Genomic DNA, 21,704 nt, shown 5'->3' on the forward strand with positions numbered 1-21,704 from the left:
CTAATTAATTCTATTTCTTAATCTACTATAACGATAAGTTTTATTTTTTATTGCTGATTCAAACACTGCATTATTAGTATAAATTATTAATCTCTTACAAGGACGAGTAATAGCAGTATATATTAATTCCCTTGTTAATAGAGGTATAAATTCTCTAGGCATAACTAATGATATAGCATCAAATTCCGATCCTTGTGATTGATGTACTGTAATTGCCCAAGCGGTATCATGGAGAGGAAGACGGTTCAGTTCAACTGTTTTAATAGTTAAGTTTTTTTTTATGAAAAATGCCTGCATATCTTGATATTTATAATATAAAATAATACCAATATCACCATTGGATAATCCTAAAGAACTATCATTGCGTGTAATTATTATTGGACGTCCTAGATAATGCTGATTATTGGAATACATAGAAATTAAATGTCTTTGTATTAATGTTTGTTCAATATAATAATTTAATCCTTGTACTCCAAAAGGTCCATCGCGTAATGGACAAATTACCTGGTGACGGATAAATGCAGAAATAATCTTTAATGGATTTTCTTGTTTATTGATTAATGTGAGGAATTCTATATAATTTTCTAAAATATCTCCCAACATTGATTGATAGTCTACAAAATCCGTTATGGTCTTTTTATTAACATCTTCAAAACACATATTAAAAATATGTGCTACACGTTTTATATTACCCATTTTTACTGCTTGTGCTAAACGGTTAATACCTGATTGACTATCGAATCTGTAATTAACAGATAATAAACAAATATTATCATCTATAATTTTTGCAGTTTTAGTAGCATAACTTCTAATTTTACATCCTGTTAATTGCGTTAACTGCCAAGCACGTAAAGGGCTAAAGTAATTTTTACTACGCATACACAAATCGTTCATTATACTACCTGTCTCTATAGAAGGTAACTGATTGCGATCTCCAATAAATATCACCTGAGCATGCTCTGGAAGAGCAGCAACTAAATTAGACATCATCGACAAATCTATCATAGAAACTTCATCTAACACTAAAATGTCTAGAGGTAATTTATTACTTATATTATAAATCATACCTTTACTTTCATACTGTGCACCTAGTAAACGGTGTAATGTAGTTGCTTCATGTGGTAATTTACATTGTTCTTCTGGAGAAATAGACAATTTATTTAATAGATGAGTTAAGCTATCAGTTAAGCGAGAAGCTGCTTTACCAGTAGGAGCAGCTAGTTTAATTCTTATAGTATTGATGTTAAGGCGAATAATTGCGATAAGTAATTTGATTACTGTAGTAGTTTTGCCAGTACCTGGACCCCCAGAAATTATTGATATTTTCTTAGTTATTGCTGTAGCAGCTGCAATTTTTTGATAAGTATGATTATTAAATAAATTATCTAGTACTAATCTTATAGTTTTGGTGTCGAAAGTATTTATATCATAGTTATTATTAAAAAAATTTGCGATAATACATTCATTTTTCCAAAACCTATGTAAGTAAATACAATTTTGACTTAGCACTAATGGTGTAGCATCTTGTCCATTGCTAATGGCATTCCAACTATTTAGATACTTCATTAAATTACTTGGTACTCCTGTTATTTGCCATAATTTTTTAGATAAATCTGAATGAGAAGTACTAAATAATTGTCCTTTAGAAAAAAATTCTAAAGGTAAACAAGTGTGACCTTCCCTGCTTTTAGCACTGACATATGCTGATAATAATAGTAAAAATGGATGTTGTTCATTAGCTAATAATCGTGCAAAATTAACATCAAAAAAAGATAGTAATTTGTCTTCTACTGCTTGCATTAAAAGCTTATTGAACATGTCACTCATAAATGCTCTTGTCCTCTAAAAAAAGAGAATCCAAACTATTGATAAAATCATAAGAAGGGACTGTAGTAAAAATACCACTTTTGGGAATGGTGGCTACTATTCCACGTAAAAAAAGATAAAATACTCCACCGAAATGGTATTCATATTTATAATATCTTAATCGCTGTTTTAAATAACGATGTAAAGCTAAACAATATATTTGATATTGAAGATCATATCTGTGATCAATCATTGATTGATTAATTGTTTCTATAGTGTAATTATATTCACTATCGCCTAACCAATTTGATTTATAATCAACAATATAATATTTTCCTTTCCAGGAAAATACTAGATCTATAAATCCTTTTAACATACCTTGGATTTGTTTAAAATTAAGAGATGGAGCATACCTAGAAATAGGATCATAATGTTGTATTAATTTATTTAAAGAAGAAGCTGTTATCTGATTTTTAATAGGAATATAAAATTCCATTTCTCTCAACATATTTTTACTTTCTAATTTGCTTAATTGTATATCATCTACACCTAATGAAACATTTAAGATATTAAAAATCCAACTCTCCAATACACTTATCCACTTATCAGCAGAATACCCACTTTCTTGAAGACGTTTTTCTAACCATGATTGTTCTGGAAATAAATTAAATTCTAGTGAATTAAGTAAATTATGTAAAAAATTTCCAGTTTTTGATCCTTTAGGAAAATCATGAGGAGTTAGATTATCACTAATATAAAAATTCTTAATTTTATAGTTTGTTATTTCAAAATTATATCTTGTTTCGGTAATATCATTATTATTTTGATGTAGAGAAGAATAACTATTAATATAACTAATCCTAGTTAAATCACGTGTAAAATGACGAAAATTTAATTTAGGGATATCTGCTGATGTTTTGTTTTGACATATAGTTTTATCTACTAATACGGTATTTTCAATCACTTTAATATGCTTGTTATTTTCCATCATTTCGTAAAGATAATTTTTTAGTTTAATATCATCTGCAGTTTTACCATATTGCAATAAAAATCCTATAGCAGTTTTGTGAAAATCCGTATTCTCTGTTTTCTTTCTTATTGTGTGATTTAAAGGTGCTATACCTACACTACAATGATAAATCGATCGCGTTAATGCTACGTAGAGTAAGCGTAAATTTTCTGAAAGTAATTCTTTATCTCTTAATGATAAAGTTTTTTGATTAATGCTCTGATCACTAAAATCATCTATAAATTTTGAATTTATGGATAAATCTTTGTTGAAGTTAGCTGCAAAAGGTAACCAAACTAAAGGATACTGTAAACCTTTAGATTTATGTATAGTAATAATCTGAATTAAATTATGATCGCTTTCTAAGCGTACTTGTTGATTGATATCTTGTTCATTTGGATGTTGAATTTGATTTTCTAAAAACCTCAATATTTTTATGGGACAGTCTAGATTTACTGATGCGATTTGTAGCAGTTCACTCAAATGCATAAAATTAATGAGGTAACGGTTTCCATTTGTTAATGTTAGTAATGTTTCTGCTAATTTTTGTTCTTTTATTATATTTCGCAGCATAGGAAATATGCCATTTTTATACCAAATATCTCGCCATAAAATGAATTTTTCTATCAATGAAATCCAATGTGGTGAATTTTTATTTGTTATATCTAATACAGTGGAATCAAAACCTAATAAAGATGTTGCTAAAGCGGTGCGAAAAATATTTTCTTGTTCCAGAAATAATATCCCCTGTAAAAGTAAAAGTAATTCACGTGCTGTGTGCGTATTATAGACACTATTTCTATTAGAAAAGTAGGCTGAAGGAATATTTATAGCATTTAGTTCATTGATAATAATATCTGCTTCACTATGGTTACGTACTAATACTGTAATATCTGATGCTTTTAGCATGTGTAAGTTATTAGCCTGTCCTATAAATACTTTTCCGTTTTTTGCTCCTTCTAGTAATTGGCTAATATTTACAGCACATTGATGAGCCATATAAAATTGATAGTCAGTAACATTAGTTTTTTTTACTGGTTGTAACCAATATTTTATAGCTGGTTGTAATTCATTATTTATTTCAAAACGAAGATGTTTATTTTCTTCTGCAGATAACACAGGACGAAAAGGAATTACTGAAAATAAAAACGGACATTCTATCCTTGAAAATAATTGGTTTACACTTAAGACCATAGCTGTAGACGAACGCCAATTAGTATCTAGGGTATAACACTTAAGTTCATTTCTAGCTAGAATATAAGTGAATATATTGGCACCTCGAAAGGAATAAATTGCTTGTTTAGGATCTCCTATTAATATCAAACCATAATTTTTTTGATTAAAGTAAATTTTTTTAAAAATACGATACTGTAATTGATCAGTATCTTGAAATTCATCTATGAGTGCAATGGGATATTTTTGACGAATATTATCTGCAAGTATTTCTCCATGCGGCTTATGTAATGCTTTATCCAATAGTATTAATAAATCATCAAAACTTATTACAGAACGTAACAATTTTTCTTTATATAATGTTTTATTAATATACGTTAGTGCCTGTTTTATAAATATATCACGTATAGATAAATCTTTTTTAAGGAATTTTTCAATTGATATGAATAATGAATGAGAGAATATACTACCTTTTTTTATTTTTTTTGTGATTAATTCCTGACTAAAATATTTTAGTTCTTTTGGATATAAATAGTTTATAGTTTCTTTTTTAGCCCATTTTGTTATTTTATTAATCCACAAAGGTAAGTATCTGCTATTATAACTTCGTTTATCTATTTTTAGATTAAAAAGAATATTTTCTATTTCTGTATAATTAGCAATCCATTGATTTTTTATTATTTTAATGTAGTTGATAGTACATATGTGATGTAATTGAATATCATTTATTTCATTATCTTTTACTTTAATATTTGGTATCTTATTACGTAAATGTAGATATGGTAAAATATTTTTTAAAAGTGCATCCGGTCCATTCCATTCTTTCAAGATAATGCTAGCAATATCTTTTTTCAAATGATAGCAATTTTTTCTCCAAAAATCTGCTGTTGCTTGCTGTAACAAAAACAAGTCATTTTCAATGAATTTACGTTCAAATAATACACATGATTCAAAAGCATTTAAATTTAGCATACGTTGACAAAAACTATGAATAGTAAATATAGCGGCTTCGTCTATTTGCTGTTCTGCTATAAATAGCAATTTGTTAGCTTCTTCTCTATTAGGAATTTGTTTTACAAGATCGTTAAATTGGACATTGTTCTCATAGTTAAGACAGGTCATACGTAATGCATGAATATTTTTACTAATTCTATATCGCAATTCAGAAGTAGCATTATCAGTAAAAGTTACCACTAAAATTTCTGTTACCTTAAGAGGTCTATTAGGATTGCCATCCTCTCCTAATCCCAATAATAAGCGTAAATAAAGTAGGACAAGGGCAAAAGTTTTTCCTGTGCCCGCTGAAGCTTCAATTAGAGACTCTCCTTTCAATGGTAACTTCAGCAAATTTAAAGACTTAATTTTTAAGTTATCCATTATTTATTATAGTGGAAAAATTAATTTTTATATTTTTCATATTTATTTGATTGAAGTAATGGTATATACCATTTATGAGCAAAATATATAATTTCTTTTATCCTATTTTCATTAAGCGAACTCCATATTCTAAATAAATATGGATCGTTCTTTTCTCCTGGCATTTTACTGTTTCCGTGCCAAGTTTTTAATAATTTCATTTTAGCTTTGTCTTTAGTAAGATTATCTAACTTTATGCATCTAGTATTTTTGTTAAAAATAGTTGATGCCCACTCTCCTCCACTTTTATGCAATAACATCAATGGTTTATTTAACCCTAGGCAATAACCATTAATAAATTCTTGTAATTTTGAAATAGCTATCTTTTGAGGTAATGCGTCAAAATACCAAATAGTATTTTTGTCTCCGTAAATACGACTAATACCTTTTTTACCAAGAGCACAATAAATAAGATGTTCTATCCATAGCCTTAAACCATCATTGATATTCAGTATATTAGAATTCCATCTTAATATCCCGTCATTTTGAATTTGTTTTATACAACCATTTATTAAAATATCACCAATAAATAAGTTAACATCTAAATCTACTCTACCCCTATAATATTTCCTCACAATTTGTGCTATATATTGCATTTTTTCCAGTTGTATATTCCACAAAATCTTACCATATACACCATATGGTAAATTCCCCGCAGTATGATATTTTTTATAAAGCAAATTAATATCTTGATTTAATATTAGAAAATTAAGTATTTGTTTCTTTATTTGATAAAGATTTATACCTTGTAAAATAAAAGGTTCGGTATTAGGTACTTGATTATCTATTGAACAGAACTTAATACCTAACCGTCTATTAAACCAATAACGTACCGGATGAGACCAAAACTTTAAAAGTTGATTGATATTTATTTCTTTTATATGAAATTTAGTTAAATTTTGAACAAAATTTTTCGGAGGATACCCTAAACCTTGAGCAGCATTTAACCACTCACTAGCAAAACTATTATAACATGATGTTAATAAGAAGTTTTCTTTAGCAAAAGGAATTCTAGTGTGAAAATGAATAATTTTTTTGGTGATATCAATAGAATTATTCTGTAACTCAGATTGTGCATGATCAGATAAATAAAAACTAGAATTAATATACTCTAGAAGTTCTTTAACAAGTTTAGAAGGATATTTTTTTGTATTATCATACATAGAACTTCCAATATAACTAATATACATCTTTTGCTGAGTAGATACTAACGCCTCTAAGAAAAGATAACAATCATCATCACGTCGACTACGATCTCCTTGACGAGGTTTTTGTTGCATTAAATCAAAACTTAATGGTAGAATACTGCGCGGATATATAGAATCATTCATTCCCAGTAAACATACTATTTTAAAAGGAACAGTACGCATAGGCATTAAACTACAAAAATTTATTTTATCTGTTAAGGAATAATTTTTTATATATTTTTGATTAATGCGCCTTTGTAAATCTTCTTGTAATAAGCTAATTGTAATATCCTTGTTATATTGTGCTAAAACTCCATATGATATAATTTCCATCCATTCTTCTTCGAGAATTAGCAAATAACGATTTATTTCTGTATTACTGATAAAAAATTGATCTATAATTTCACGACATGTTGATCTCCAATCATTTAAATTACGTGATTTTGATAGATATTTACGCCAATAAGTTAATTTATATAACAATTCTGCCAGATTATTTACTAATTTGTATAATTTATCTCCTGATTCGTCATAAGGTAAAATTCCTTGCCAATCGCCACTTATACTGTCTAATGCATATCCTAATAGCATGCGTTTTAATCCAAAATGCCAAGTATGTTGTCCAGTAACAGGTAATGATAACTCAGCGATATTATCATCATCTAATCCCCATCTAATACCAGATTCTATAATACAACGACGTAATAGATGCATATCTTCTGAAGAAATAGAAAATTTTGCTGCAAATGCAGAAACTTCTAAAAGTTTAATAATCTCTTCAGAAGTACAACGACTATAAGGCAAATTCAATAAAGTCATAAATGCTAGTATTATTGGATGGGTAGAAATAGCTCGGCGATCAGAAAGGGAAAAGGGGATATAACGTTCAGAAGGTGCGTTTGCAAATGTAGCTTGAATAAAAGGTACATAAGAATCAATATTTGTTACCATAACGATAATATCACGTGGTTCAATTGATCTATCTTCTTCCATCGTTGTAAGTAGATAATCATGTAAAACTTCTAATTCTCGTTGAATACTATGGCAAGAATGGAATGTAATCGATGTGTCGTTGGAATTTAGTGGTCTTTGCTTCTTGATTACTTCAAGATTTAAGATATCTGCTTGTAGAGTATGCAAAAGATTATCAGGATTAATTTCTACAAAAGCTTCTATATCATTTACCAAATCCATTTGATTAATTACACATATATTTTCTCTACCCATTTTACCCCAAGAAGCTAGTAAGGGATTTATTTTTTCTGGCTGAAAATAATTTTTAGTGTTGGATTGCTTATCTATGATATGTTTTAATTTAATATCTTCCCAATATTCACGACATGGATTTGTAAACAGTAAATGTACATCCATATAATGTCCTAATGTTTTAAATATATGCCAATAAATTGGGGGTAATGCGGAAATACCACAGATAAATATTCTCTTGGGGAAATTTTTAGATATTTTATTATTTTTGAGAGTTTTAATAAAAAAATCGTATAAATTAGCTCTATGCCATTTTGATTGACCAAGTTTACGTGTATATTTTACCAAGTATTTCCAAAGTATACCTTGCCATTCTTGCCTACTATGTAACCCTTCTACATTCTTTCCTTCTTCCCAAAGATTTATCCAATCAGGACGATAAATTAAATATTGATCAAAAATATCAGCAATACGTGAACTAAGCTGAAATAGCTTAGTTTGATTACTATCATCAGTTAGGTAGTATTTCAATGATGTAAAGATATTTTTTGATAGTAAGTAAGGTAAAATTTTTCTTAACTTCCAAGTCATCTGACTTTTAGTAAAAGCACTTTCTTCTGGTACATCTGGTATTATTAACAAAAACATTTCCCAAATGAATCTAGCTGGTAATATGAATTTTATATTAGCAGAAATCCCTATATCCTTAGCTAATTCTATTTGTAACCATTGTTCCATTCCCTTACTTTGTACTAATATAATTTCTGGTTCAAAAGGGTCTTTTAAAGGTTGAGAATTAATGATGTTAGCCATCAAAGTTTTTAATAAATCTAGTTGATTCGAATGATATACTTTGAACATAGTAATATACTTTAGTACGCGTAATATTTTTATATATACAATTATAATTTATAAAGAAGGATAATATTTATTCATATTATTGTATGTAGTTAATATTTGATACTCGTATATGATTCATTAATCAATGATTAAACGTAACATACGTCTCAATGGTTCAGCAGCTCCCCACAACAATTGATCTCCTACACTGAATGCAGAAAGATATTTAGGTCCTATATTCAGCTTACGTAAACGACCAATTGGTATACTAAGACTACCACTAACTGCTACTGGCGTTAATTCCTTTGTAGTTGATCTATAGTTGTTTGGTATCACTTTAACCCATTTATTATGAGATGCCAATATTTCTTTAATATCTTCTAACGGCATATTCTTATTTAGTTTTATAGTAAACGCCTGACTGTGACATCGTAATGAACTTACTCGGACACAAATACCATCGACAGGAATTATTTTAGAGGTTCCTAGAATTTTATTAGTCTCTACTTGACCTTTCCACTCTTCTCTACTTTGACCATTTTGCATTTCCTTATCAATCCAAGGAATTAAACTGCCTGCTAGAATTGTTCCTATATGATTTGTGGGTAATATGTCTTTTCGTCTAGCCAAATCAGTCACATTTCGTTCAATATTTAAAATTATTGAAGCTGAATCTTGTAGTTCTGTAGAGACAGAATTGTATAGCACACCCATTTGCATTAATAATTCACGTATATGATTAGCCCCACCACCAGATGCTGCTTGATAGGTAGATACAGAAATCCAATCTACTAATTTTTTATTAAAAAGACCGCCTAGTGCCATGAGCATCAAACTTACTGTACAATTTCCCCCTACAAAGGTCTTAATACCTTCATCTAATCCTCGATGAATTAAGGATTGATTTACTGGATCTAGAACAATTATAGCATCATTCATCATTCTTAAAGTAGAAGAAGCATCGATCCAATAACCCTGCCAACCAGTGTTACGAAGTGTGGAATATACCTTTTCAGTATAATCACTCCCCTGACAAGTAATAACAATATCCATTTGCCTGAGGGAATCTATATCGTAGGCATTTTGCAATGCACCATATGATTTTCCAGAAAATTCTGGTGCAGATTGATTCAACTGAGAAGTTGAAAAAAAAACTGGATTGATATGATCAAAATCATGTTCTTCTATCATACGAGACATTAAAACTGAACCAACCATACCACGCCATCCTACTAATGCTACATTTTTCATTATTTTCCTATGTTATTTCTGCTAATCCAAGATATCTATTTTTAATGCCAGTTTACTGATTGCACCCCTCCCCTATACCTTGAATGGTAACTGTCTGCAATAAAATTCAGCAAAAATTGCTCATTTATCAAAATATTTATTTAAATAATTTAATTGAAATAAATATTCCTAGATATATTGTAACAATAAGGATAAACAAAATAAATGAATAAAATAATTAATACTACAATATTATTATTTTTAATAATGGATCCAATAGGAAATTTACCTGTATTTATGTCCATATTAAAAAATCTGAACAGAACACGTCAGATAATTGTTTTATGTAGAGAAATGTTCATTGCTCTAATATTGATGATATTATTTTTATTTGGAGGAGAACATATACTATTATTACTTAATTTAAAAACGGAATCAGTATCTATAGCAGGAGGTATTATTCTTTATTTAATTGCTATAAATATGATTTTTCCGGTATCAGATACTTCTAATATACTACTGGATAGTGAAGAACCATTCATTGTTCCATTAGCAATTCCTCTCATTGCTGGTCCTTCACTATTAGCTACTTTGATGTTACTATCCCATCAATATACCAATCAAATGCAAAAATTAATTTATGCATTATTAGTTGCTTGGATCAGCACAGTAGTAATTTTACTACTATCAAGTTTTTTTTTACGATTACTGGGAGATAAAGGAGTAAACGCACTTGAACGTTTAATGGGTTTAGTTTTAATTATGATAGCCACTCAAATGTTTCTTGATGGTATACGATCCTACTTAACGATATGAATCGTATCTATTATTATACATGTAATATAAATAAAAATCAATGTAGTTTTTAATTGGGGCGAAACGATCGCATTAAAGTTTATTTGCAATAGCTATGCGAAGTTTTTTCATAGCATTCTGTTCTAGTTGTCTTACACGTTCTGCAGATACACCATAACAAGTAGCTAATTGCTGTAACGTAATTTTATTATCTGATTCAAGCCATCGAGATCGAATAATATGTTGACTACGTTGATCTAAACCTTGAATTGCATTATTTAATTTATCTGCTGTATGTGTATCCCAATTATCTCCCTCTAAACAATCCGCAAAATCAGAAGATTTATCTTTAAGGTATAAAATTGGTGATTTACTTTTTCTACTTTCACTGTTTTCATCATCAGGTATCATATCAAAGGTGATATCTTGAGCGGACATCCGTGATTCCATTTCTAATACATCTTTACTAGTTACTCCTAATTCTCGTGCTACCATCTCTACTTCATCTGGATTAAACCAACCTAAGCGTTGCTTAGTTTTTCTTAAATTAAAAAAAAGTTTACGTTGAGCTTTAGTAGTAGCTACCTTTACGATACGCCAATTACGTAATACATACTCATGAATTTCTGCTTTTATCCAATATACTGCAAAAGAAACTAATCGTGCCCCAATCTCAGGATTGAAGCGCCGTACTGCTTTCATTAAGCCAATGCTTCCTTCTTGGATAATATCTGCTTGGGGTAAACCATATCCAGAATAACTACGAGCAATATGAACAACAAACCGCAGATGAGATAAAATTAATATTTTGGCTGCATTTAAATCACCCTGATAATACAGTTGCTCGGCTAGTAGTTTTTCTTCTTCCGCTGATAACATTGGTAGAATATTAGTTGCCTTAATATAGGATTCTAAGTTACCAAGAGATATTATTGCTAAAGTTGGCATTTCTTTGGTCATTTATAAATCCTCATATATTTGTCAATATTTTCACTTTTTCTAAATAAAATCCACTTATGTCAATAAGTAGTATAAATCGAAATGACCTTTGCTACTTTTAGCTATTTTTACAAGCAAAAATATTTTTTATAACATTATAGGTATATTTGAAAAGTAATTAATATCGTGCATTTAAGCAATATATTTATTCATAATTAATGATTTGATTAATAAATCATTATAAATAAGTATAATTGTGAATTGGAAGTTACTTAATTTTATTATAGAGAAATTTAAATAAGTTCTGTAGGGAATATAGCTTCAATAAAATCTTTAATTTTAAATTCTTGTAAATCGCTGATTTTTTCACCAGTACCAATATACCTAACTGGTATTTTCAATCTATCAGATACTGTGAATATTACCCCACCTTTTGCTGTACCATCTAATTTGGTAATTATAATACTGTTAACTCCTATTTTTTTATGAAATACATCTGCTTGCACAATAGCATTGTGCCCAGTATTTGCATCAATAGTCTGTATTATTTCATGCGGAGCTGATGGATCTAACTTTTTTATAACACGAATAATTTTCTTTAATTCTTCCATCAAGTGACATTTATTATGCAATCTACCAGCAGTATCTGCAATTAATATATTGATACTACGCATTTTAGCTATTTGTATAGCATTAAAAATAACAGAAGCAGGATCAGCACCTGTATGATGCGCTATTACTGGAATATCATTGTATTTTCCTAATACCTGAAGTTGTTCAATAGCAGCTGCACGAAAAGTATCTCCAGCAGCTAAAATAACTGATTTGCCTTGCTTTTTATACTCGTATGCTAATTTACCAATGGTAGTAGTTTTTCCTGATCCGTTAACACCAATCATTAAAACAATAAAGGGTATATGATGACATATTTGTAACGGGACTGATGATTTTTCTAAAATTGTTTGCATTTCCAATTTTAATATGTCATACAGTTCATATGCATTTTTTAATTGTCTTTTAGTAGCGTGTTTAGTAAGATTATTAATAATACTATATGTCGTTTCTACACCTATATCAGAAATTATTAATTGTTCTTCCAGTTTTTTGAATAAATCATCATCAATGGTTTTTTCAGTGAATAGTGAAAAAAAAGTTTTATGAGTGTTCACTAAACGTTTTTTTATACGGGTAAATAAATTTTCTTTATTTGAAGAATTATTTGGCATAATACACTCAGCTATGATTAACCATCAATTAGGTATTTTACATTTTATTTAAATTATATATAGTTTATATTAATAAAAAAGATTAAAATTGCATAATGCATAAAATATTTAATAATATTAATAACGCACCAGGAAAAATTCGTATTATTGGAGGTAAATGGAAAAGACGTAATATTTCAGTTATTAAACATAATGGATTGCGTCCTACTACTAGCATAGCCCGAGAAACTTTATTCAACTGGTTGACTAATAAAATTAATCAAGCGAGATGTCTAGATTGTTTTGCTGGTACTGGTGTTTTGGGATTGGAGTCATTATCACGGAATGCATCACAAGTAACATTTTTAGAAATAAACCATAAAGTAGCTAAACAATTGAGGAAAAATATTAACACTTTATGCGCTACTCAAAGTGAATTAATTCAAATAAATGCTTTGAATTGGTTAAAAAAAACAGGTGAACCTTATGATATAGTTTTTATAGATCCACCATTTCATAGTGACTTATTACAAAAAACTTTTTTACTTTTAGAAAAAAATAACTGGTTATCCCAGGAAGCATTTATTTATGTTGAAACTCAATCCACTTATTATTCACTAAAAGTACCATCTGTTTGGAATTTATATAAAGAAAAGAAGACTTCGAACATTGCTTATCGTTTATATTTTCGGCATCCATAATATATGGTTAACATATATAAAATATAACATCTAAACATTGGCAATGTTATAGCTATATCAAATTTATCATATTAATAATATTAAATATTATTATTTTTTTTTATAAAATATTTATAAGGAATTGATTGTATATCCTGCTTTATGAGAATATGTTCCATAAATATACAAAAATTTGGAATATCTCTTTTAGTAGCTGGATCATCCGCAATAACTAATAAAATTTCTCCTTTTTGCATATCTTTTATAATTCTACGTATCATCATTATAGGTTCGGGACAACGTAATCCTAAAGAATCTAATGTATAATTGGGATGATTACAATCATTATCCATATTTTACTCATTCTATCATTAAATTTATATTAAATATCGATTTTCTTCTATTCCTTTATAAAGTCACTTATTCTAATAAAAATTATTGATCTATTTTATTAGAATACGGTAAAGAATTGATCCTTAAGTAACTTTTTTCATCGTTCTCTACACGAAGCACACTATTTTTAAATAAATTATTATTTAATACAGCTTGTACCCATATATTGGAATTTGCTAATTTTACACTATTTAGTACATTTCCTGTACGCCGCCAATTATTTGCCTTTTTTATTTCTAGACAATCATTACACATAGGTAAATTTGTTGCATAACCTACTAACCAGTACAAAGAAAATTTATTTGTTCCCCTGTATTTAGATTTAGCTATAATTTCTTGACCTATATAACAACCTTTTTTAAAGCTAATAGCATTTAAAGCTTGCATATTAGTTGCTTGGGGAATGAATTTTCCACTACTCGGTGCATCTATGATTGGAATACCTGCCTCTATTTCTAAAGCTAGCCACTGACTACTATTACTGGTATGAGCTCTTTTTTCTTTTAATTTTTTATATAATTTTTTAGCCATTTCATTATTAGTTACTATAATAAAACGTTCTTTAGGTTGAGTAATCCTAAGTAATATAGTATCATCCTGATTGATAACTGAGTTATTCATATCGGGTAATTTTTCAAATAATTCCGATAAAGCTTCACGTGCTTGAATACCAACTATACCAATTAATACTTTTTCATCACGAGAAGTAATAGTCACTCTAGAAAATACAGCATATTTTTTTAATTCCTCAACTTGAATATTTTTTATATTGCTCCGTATTAGGTAATAATACTCGTGGTTATTATAAAATAATAATAAATTACTCCACATTTTACCTTTAGGATTACAATGTGCTGCAATATGCGGTTGTTTTTTATCTAAGTGAAAAATATCTAAAGTCAGCTGACTTTGAAGATATTGTTCACTATCCTCTCCTGCGATAGAAACTATAGACCAATCTTCTAGCAAAATCATAGTGAGAATTAATTCACTAGAAGGTAGAGGTAAATGTTGTGATATAGCAAAACTAAACATTATAATATCCTTAAAAAATTCAGTATTTAATAATATTTTAATATTAAATGGGATATATATATTATGATATTGCAAAAATAAATATTATGAAAAATAATGAAAAATCCCGTATTTTATGGGCGTGCCGAAGAGGTATGTTAGAATTAGATATTATTATTATGCGTTTTTTTAAAAAAAAATATGATCATATTAGTTATCATCAACAAAAATTATTTATCGAATTATTAAAATGCGATGATATTGACCTTTTTAACTGGATTATTAATCGCCACAAACCTCAGAATATAAAACTACAACACATAATACAACTAATTCACCAAAACAATAGTTTGTATTATATATAAATATTTTACATAGGGTTATTTACAATAAATTACAACCAACTAATTTTATATAATTACTAATATTTTTAATTATATTACCTTTAATAATTGAATATTCTTCAATGTTAATTTGATTACTAAAATCATAAAAAATGCAAAAATGTAGATATAATATATCAATATTCAATCAATTACCTCACGATATTCCTCCATTTTTATATAGTAATCGTGGTATAGATGATTTTTCGCAACTCCAGTATAGCACTCAATATTTATTGCAATATTTTCAATTAAAAGGTATTGATAAGCTACTTAATTAGATGCATTTAAGGCTTTGGAAAAAGTAAACGGTATCAAGATATTATTAATATTAATTATATGATTTTATCATCCAGATTAGCAACATGGAATAGTATTCTTGCCTCAAGATTAAAGACCTATTTTTAACGTAGGGTAATAATTTTACTTCCTCAGGAACCTGGAACCTATCATCCTTTAAAAGGATAGGGTATTATATATATTAAATAAACATATACACGCAAATATTTTAGAAAATGTTGCATGGTCCTATGGTGAATTACCATAATCTTAATTATATATTAAATTACAGAACAAAAATTTAATGGTAAATTAAAATTACAATAATAGTTAGTTAATGAATATTATTTCAACGTTCTAAAATTTTTTTAATATTTTGGTCTATTAATAGAAGGTATTATTGTTAATATAGATACCAATTATTGGCTAAAGAATAAAATTAATGATGTTAAATTAAATCAGTATATAAATATAAATTATGTATCAACCAATTTTATAATAAAAATTAACTTCAATTAATTATAAAATATATTTTTCTGCTCAAATAAATACTAAATAATTTAAATGTAAATTATTTTAAAAATAAATTTATAATAGCAATATTATTGCATATCATCTACATAATACTTAGGTACAATGGAAATGTTTGAAATTAATTTAATAAAAAGTCATATAGAAAGTATTACAAAACGTATTGATATCCTTAGGAGGTCACTTTAACTACCGTATTAAAAGTAGTAGATTGACAGAAATTAATACTGAATTAGAAAAACCCAGCATATGGAATAATCCAGAATTAATGCAAAATTTAATTAAAGAGCGTACAGCATTAAATGTTAGTATTAATCCAATAAAACAAGTATCTACTAATTTAGAGGAGATAAATGATCTATTTCTCTTAGCTATAGAAATTAATGAAAAAAAAACTTTTACTGAAGTTATTGGCGAGTTAAATAATATAGATAAAAAAATAGCAAAAATTGAATTTTATGCTATGTTTTGCGGGAAGGATGACAATAAAGATTGTTATATTGATTTACAATCTGGTTCAGGAGGGACAGATGCACAAGATTGGACTAATATTCTTTTGCGAATGTATCTTCGTTGGGCAATCATAAAGGGATTTAAGACAGAAGTTATTGAAAAATCTGAAGGTGAAATTGCTGGAATTAAAGCAGCTACAATTCATATATCAGGTAATTATTCATTTGGATGGTTACGTACAGAAACTGGTGTACATCGTTTAGTACGTAAAAGTCCTTTTAATGCTGCTAAACGTCGTCATACTTCGTTTAGTTCAATCTTTGTCTATCCAGTTGTCGATGATGATACTGATATTATTATCAATCCTCTTGACCTGCGTATCGATGTATATCGTGCTTCAGGAGCAGGAGGTCAGCATGTAAATCGGACAGAATCAGCAGTGCGTATTACACATATTCCAACAGGTACTGTAACTCAATGTCAAAATGATCGTTCTCAGCATAGAAATAAAAATCAAGCAATGAAACAAATGAAATCTAAGTTATATGAAATCCAAGCACAAAAAAAAAAATTGAAAAACAAAATTTAGAAAATAACAAATTAAATATTGCATGGGGTAATCAAATTCGTTCGTATGTTTTAGATGATTCTCGTATTAAAGATTTACGTACAGGCATAGAATCTCGGAATGCTCAAGCAGTGTTAGATGGAAATATAGATGAATTTATTGAAGCTAGCTTAAAAGCAGGATTATAAAATAATAATATGGTTAAATATATATTTGACAAACAAGTATTAAATAATGAATTGGAAAGTCGCCGTAAAAAACTTAATAGTTTACGTAACAAAGGTATAGCTTTTCCTAATGATTTTCGTCGTAATATCACTTCTGATAAATTACATATCGCATATTCAGAAACAGATCCAGCAGAATTAGAATCCATGGGCATTCAAGTAAGTGTTGCTGGACGTATAGTAATGAGGCGTGTTATGGGCAAAGCTTCATTTCTTACTTTACAAGATATGGGAGGTCGTATTCAACTGTATATTTCGTGTGATTACTTACAAAAAGATAAATCTAATGAAGAATTTAAAAAATGGGATTTAGGTGATATTATTGGTGTATGTGGTAAACTATTTAAAACTAAAACAGGTGAGTTGTCAATACGTTGTACTACCTTAAAAATGTTAACTAAATCATTACGGCCTCTACCAAATAAATTTCATGGATTAATGGATAGGGAGATTTGCTATCGTCAAAGATATTTAGATCTTATATCTAATGACAAAACTCGTTATATATTTCACTTGAGAGCAAAACTTATAGAGAAAATTCGTCATTTTATGGTAAGAAACGATTTTATAGAAGTCGAAACACCTATGATGCAACTTATTCCTGGTGGCGCCACATCTCGACCATTCGTTACACATCATAATGCCTTAAATCTTAAAATGTATATGCGTATTGCACCTGAACTTTATCTCAAAAGACTAGTAGTAGGAGGATTAGAGCGTATTTTTGAAATTAATCGGAATTTTCGTAATGAAGGACTCTCTCCACGTCACAATCCTGAATTTACAATGATGGAACTATACATGGCTTATGCGGATTATGAAGATCTCATGAAAATGATAGAAAATTTATTATCCACATTAGCACAAGAATTGTTCGGTACTACTAAACTATCATATGGACAGTATACCTTTGATTTTATTAACAAATTCGATAAATTTACTATAAATGAAGCAATAATTAAACATAATCCAAACCTTAGGTTAGGTGATTTGGAAGATTTTGCTAAATCTTCTGCTATTGCTCGTTCACTTGGGATACAAATAGAATCACATTGGAAATTAGGTAATATTATTACTGAAATTTTTGAAAAAACAGTACAGGCTCACTTAATTCAACCTACATTTATAACTGAATATCCAGTAGAAGTATCACCTTTAGCACGTCGTAATGATAAAAATCCAGAAATCACAGATCGTTTTGAGTTTTTTATTGGTGGTAATGAAATTGCTAATGGTTTTTCCGAATTAAACGATATGGAAGATCAGGCACAACGTTTTTTAACAAAATATCAACAATCCGATGAACAAACCACCCTATCATGTGATAAAGATTATTTAACCGCTTTAGAATATGGATTGCCACCTACGGCGGGATTAGGTATAGGTATTGATAGATTAGTGATGATTTTCACCGACAGCAGTAATATTCGTGATGTAATTTTATTTCCGCTCCTCCGTCCAAATATCAACGATAATTGACATTAATCATATATCAAAACATATGTAGTTTCTCAGTAAATTTTTTGATTATAGAGTAGATTTATATTTACTTTAAGTGTAAACTGGATAACTAGTTTCTCTAGATATATCATATTTACGATTTATAAATACCATTATCAATGGATTCATCATAAATGATGAAAAGAGATTTATTATGCCCTGTTCAATTAATAAAAAAAATTCATTAACAGAACAAAATTTATTATCAATCGCACAGCATTATAACAGTGCATTATGGGTTTATAATGCTGATGTTATAAAAGAACGTATTTCGCAACTAAAATTATTTGACGTAATTAGATTTGCACAGAAAGCTTGTTCAAATATTCATATATTACGTTTAATGCGAAATATGGGTGTTAAAGTTGACGCTGTTTCTCTAGGAGAAATAGAACGTGCGTTAGCTGCTGGATATAAACCTAGTTGTGATGATATTACTTTTACTGCAGATATTTTTGAGGAACCAACTTTAATTCGTGTCATAGATATGAACATACCTGTCAATGCCGGTTCAATAGATATGTTATATCAATTAGGTAAGCTTTCACCTGGGCATAAAATTTGGCTACGGGTAAATCCAGGTTTTGGATATGGAAATAACAAAAAAACTAATACTGGAGGAGAAAATAGTAAACACGGTATATGGTATGATGATTTACCATTAGCTTTAATCGCTATTAAACGTTTTAATTTAAAATTAATAGGCCTACATATGCATATAGGTTCCGGAGTAAATTATAATCATTTACAAACTGTATGTGATGCTATGGTTAATCAAGTTATAAAATTTGGTCAGGATTTACAAGCAATTTCGGCCGGAGGAGGTTTGTCTATACCTTATAGATGCGATGAAAAATCTATAGATACTAAACATTATTTCGGGTTATGGAACACAGCAAGGGAACGTATTGTCAATTATCTAGGCCATCATATAAAATTAGAGATTGAACCTGGCAGATTTTTAGTTGCCGAATCTGGTGTGCTATTATGTCAAATACGTGCAATAAAAAAAATGGGTAATCGTCATTTTATTTTAGTAAACGCTGGATTCAGTGATTTAATGCGTCCAGCTATGTATGGCAGTTATCATGCTATTTCATTAATAGCTGGAGATAAGAGAATTATAAATCAGAACAAAACAATAGATACTTTAGTAGCTGGACCATTATGTGAATCTGGAGATATTTTTACTCAATTAGAAGGAGGAACAATAGCAGTGCGTTCTTTGCCAGTAGCTGCACAAGTAGGGGATTATATAATAATTCACGATACTGGTGCATATGGGGCCTCAATGTCATCTAATTATAATAGTCGCCCATTAATACCAGAAGTAATGTTTGAGACAGGCATACCTCGTGAAATAAGACGATCTCAAACTATTCAGGAATTATTATCATTAGAAGAACTACCTATTTTATCAAAATAAAGTTATTAATTTAACATTTTTTCTTTTTATAAAAAAAAAGCAATTTCATTTGCTTCTAGTTCTTTAATGACAGCTGAAGTTTTCATTACCTACCAGGTAATTAATAGTATCTTATCTACTAATTCTAATTCCGCTTCCCCACAAATATTTAGATATTTTTGCATTAGAAAATATAAATAAGTAAGTTAGGAAAATGTTTGGTTTTAGAGCTATATCATCTACATTTTTATCATCATAATACATGACAAACTACGTACTGACTATGAGAACATTATAAGCAATTACCATATTTCATTAAGAGTTATCTCCGTCCGATAACAACAAGTAATGATTATTGATAAATAACCAGTTATAAATCTGGCATTCACTAGAAAAGTATACTTAAAATCACAAGCATAACCTACCACTGTAACTTGCTGCATATTTTATAATGTATTTCTTGTCTGTAAATATTCGCATGTTATGTCCCCAAGGTCGTTCATGGTAAAGCACGATAAATAGCTACTTTTTATGGGGTTTCTTATGCTAATATCAGTCCAAACGATATTTTGGATAATTGATAACGTTCACGATTAAATATTATCTATTATTATGAGTTTTTGTTGTAATAAAATATAATGCTTGCGGTTTATTAAATATCGTATGATAAAAAATATAGTTTTTCTATTGGGATATTCTTGGTGACAATCAGCCTATATATAAAATGATGGATAATCCAATATGCTAGCTATTTTAGTTAATGGTAATAACAGTAAAAATTACTATTGATTTGAGAGTAATATTTATTACATATGTCTCATGTTTTAGATTCAAAATAATTTGATCTTCAATTTATATGGAATTTTTATGTCTGATTCTTATTTATCTAATCGTAATAGTATTCGTCAAAAAATGCGCTCTCTACGAAATAGCATAAATGCTAAACAACAACAAAAAATAACAAAATTATTAATTAAAAAATTGGTTAGTTATTTACCTATTATACAGGCAAAAAAAATAGCTATTTTTTTATCAATCGATGGTGAACCCAATACAAAACCACTGATCAAAGTTCTATTAGAAGAAAATAAGCAAATTTTTTTACCAGTAATAAAGTCTTATGTAGAGAACGATTTAATTTTTATCAATTATACACCTAAAACACCTTTAATTTTAAACACATTTGGTATTTTAGAACCTATTATAAATAAAGATAACATACTAAACTTAAGTGATCTAGATGTAATGTTAGTTCCTTTAGTTGCATTTGATCGTAAAGGACAACGTTTAGGTATGGGCAGAGGTTATTATGATCGTACTTTACAAAATTGGCAGAAATACAATTTTCTACCAATTGGAATTGCTCATGATTTTCAGTTAGTAGAAAAATTACCTACAGCCAAATGGGATATTCCATTGCCAATTATAATTACACCTTCACATATTTGGCAATGGTAAAATAAAT

14 protein-coding genes and 2 pseudogenes are annotated in these 21,704 nt (G+C 28.6%); 7 read left to right on the forward strand and 9 right to left on the reverse strand.

From position 1 onward, the window contains the following. The 4 genes from recD to asd form a co-directional block, all read right to left on the reverse strand. Complete coding sequence (recD, locus tag ICMP_RS00670) at positions 1-1,818, reverse strand: exodeoxyribonuclease V subunit alpha (protein WP_231844666.1); 1,818 nt, start codon at positions 1,816-1,818, stop codon at positions 1-3. 1 nt (position 1,819) lies between these two features. After that, positions 1,820-5,365, reverse strand: coding sequence for an exodeoxyribonuclease V subunit beta (gene recB, locus ICMP_RS00675; protein WP_041068808.1), 3,546 nt, complete (start codon positions 5,363-5,365; stop codon positions 1,820-1,822). Positions 5,366-5,385: 20 nt separating this feature from the next. Beyond that, a complete protein-coding gene (recC, locus tag ICMP_RS00680) occupies positions 5,386-8,658 on the reverse strand; it encodes an exodeoxyribonuclease V subunit gamma (RefSeq protein WP_041068810.1) in 3,273 nt (1,090 codons plus the stop codon). 117 nt (positions 8,659-8,775) lie between these two features. Next, entirely contained in the window at positions 8,776-9,888 is a 1,113-nt protein-coding gene (gene asd, locus ICMP_RS00685) for an aspartate-semialdehyde dehydrogenase (RefSeq protein ID WP_041068813.1), read from the reverse strand. A gap of 204 nt (positions 9,889-10,092) precedes the next feature. Between asd and ICMP_RS00690 the strand changes: the two genes are divergently transcribed. Then, positions 10,093-10,683 (forward strand): YhgN family NAAT transporter, encoded by a 591-nt coding sequence (locus ICMP_RS00690; protein ID WP_041068816.1) that lies wholly within the window; start codon positions 10,093-10,095, stop codon positions 10,681-10,683. Between the two features lie 72 nt (positions 10,684-10,755). On the opposite strand, the gene rpoH is transcribed toward ICMP_RS00690, so the two are convergent. Both rpoH and ftsY read right to left on the reverse strand, forming a co-directional pair. After that, on the reverse strand, positions 10,756-11,622 hold the full coding sequence (rpoH, locus tag ICMP_RS00695) for an RNA polymerase sigma factor RpoH (RefSeq protein ID WP_041068819.1): 867 nt from the start codon (positions 11,620-11,622) through the stop codon (positions 10,756-10,758). Between the two features lie 272 nt (positions 11,623-11,894). Then, positions 11,895-12,836 (reverse strand): annotated as a pseudogene (gene ftsY, locus ICMP_RS00700) (signal recognition particle-docking protein FtsY); the annotation flags it as partial. An 86-nt stretch (positions 12,837-12,922) separates the two neighbouring features. On the opposite strand from ftsY, the gene rsmD reads away from it, so the two are divergent. Then, entirely contained in the window at positions 12,923-13,507 is a 585-nt protein-coding gene (rsmD, locus tag ICMP_RS00705; protein ID WP_041068822.1) for a 16S rRNA (guanine(966)-N(2))-methyltransferase RsmD, read from the forward strand. 80 nt (positions 13,508-13,587) lie between these two features. Here the strand turns inward: rsmD and tusA are convergent, their stop codons facing one another. Both tusA and ygfZ read right to left on the reverse strand, forming a co-directional pair. Next, positions 13,588-13,839, reverse strand: coding sequence for a sulfurtransferase TusA (tusA, locus tag ICMP_RS00710; RefSeq protein WP_041068825.1), 252 nt, complete (start codon positions 13,837-13,839; stop codon positions 13,588-13,590). Positions 13,840-13,921: 82 nt separating this feature from the next. Beyond that, the gene (gene ygfZ / locus ICMP_RS00715) at positions 13,922-14,914 is read right to left on the reverse strand and encodes a tRNA-modifying protein YgfZ (protein WP_041068828.1); all 993 of its coding nucleotides are present in this window, start codon (positions 14,912-14,914) and stop codon (positions 13,922-13,924) included. Positions 14,915-15,000: 86 nt separating this feature from the next. On the opposite strand from ygfZ, the gene ICMP_RS00720 reads away from it, so the two are divergent. From ICMP_RS00720 to lysA, 4 genes and pseudogenes are all read left to right on the forward strand, one after another. Then, the gene (locus ICMP_RS00720) at positions 15,001-15,258 is read left to right on the forward strand and encodes an FAD assembly factor SdhE (protein WP_041068831.1); all 258 of its coding nucleotides are present in this window, start codon (positions 15,001-15,003) and stop codon (positions 15,256-15,258) included. Positions 15,259-16,197: 939 nt separating this feature from the next. Beyond that, a pseudogene (prfB, locus tag ICMP_RS00725) lies at positions 16,198-17,295 on the forward strand (peptide chain release factor 2). A gap of 9 nt (positions 17,296-17,304) precedes the next feature. After that, positions 17,305-18,813 (forward strand): lysine--tRNA ligase, encoded by a 1,509-nt coding sequence (lysS, locus tag ICMP_RS00730; protein ID WP_041068834.1) that lies wholly within the window; start codon positions 17,305-17,307, stop codon positions 18,811-18,813. Positions 18,814-18,988: 175 nt separating this feature from the next. Then, positions 18,989-20,260, forward strand: a complete 1,272-nt coding sequence (gene lysA, locus ICMP_RS00735) for a diaminopimelate decarboxylase (RefSeq protein WP_041068837.1) — start codon at positions 18,989-18,991, stop codon at positions 20,258-20,260. Between the two features lie 281 nt (positions 20,261-20,541). On the opposite strand, the gene ICMP_RS03430 is transcribed toward lysA, so the two are convergent. After that, positions 20,542-20,682, reverse strand: a complete 141-nt coding sequence (locus ICMP_RS03430; RefSeq protein WP_158386958.1) for a hypothetical protein — start codon at positions 20,680-20,682, stop codon at positions 20,542-20,544. A gap of 424 nt (positions 20,683-21,106) precedes the next feature. Here ICMP_RS03430 and ICMP_RS00740 point away from each other — a divergent pair, with 424 nt between their 5' ends. Further along, positions 21,107-21,697, forward strand: a complete 591-nt coding sequence (locus tag ICMP_RS00740) for a 5-formyltetrahydrofolate cyclo-ligase (protein ID WP_041068839.1) — start codon at positions 21,107-21,109, stop codon at positions 21,695-21,697. Positions 21,698-21,704 lie beyond the last annotated feature (7 nt).

The sequence above is a fragment of the Candidatus Ishikawaella capsulata Mpkobe genome, assembly GCF_000828515.1.
GTDB classification, from domain to species: domain Bacteria; phylum Pseudomonadota; class Gammaproteobacteria; order Enterobacterales; family Enterobacteriaceae; genus Ishikawella; species Ishikawella capsulata.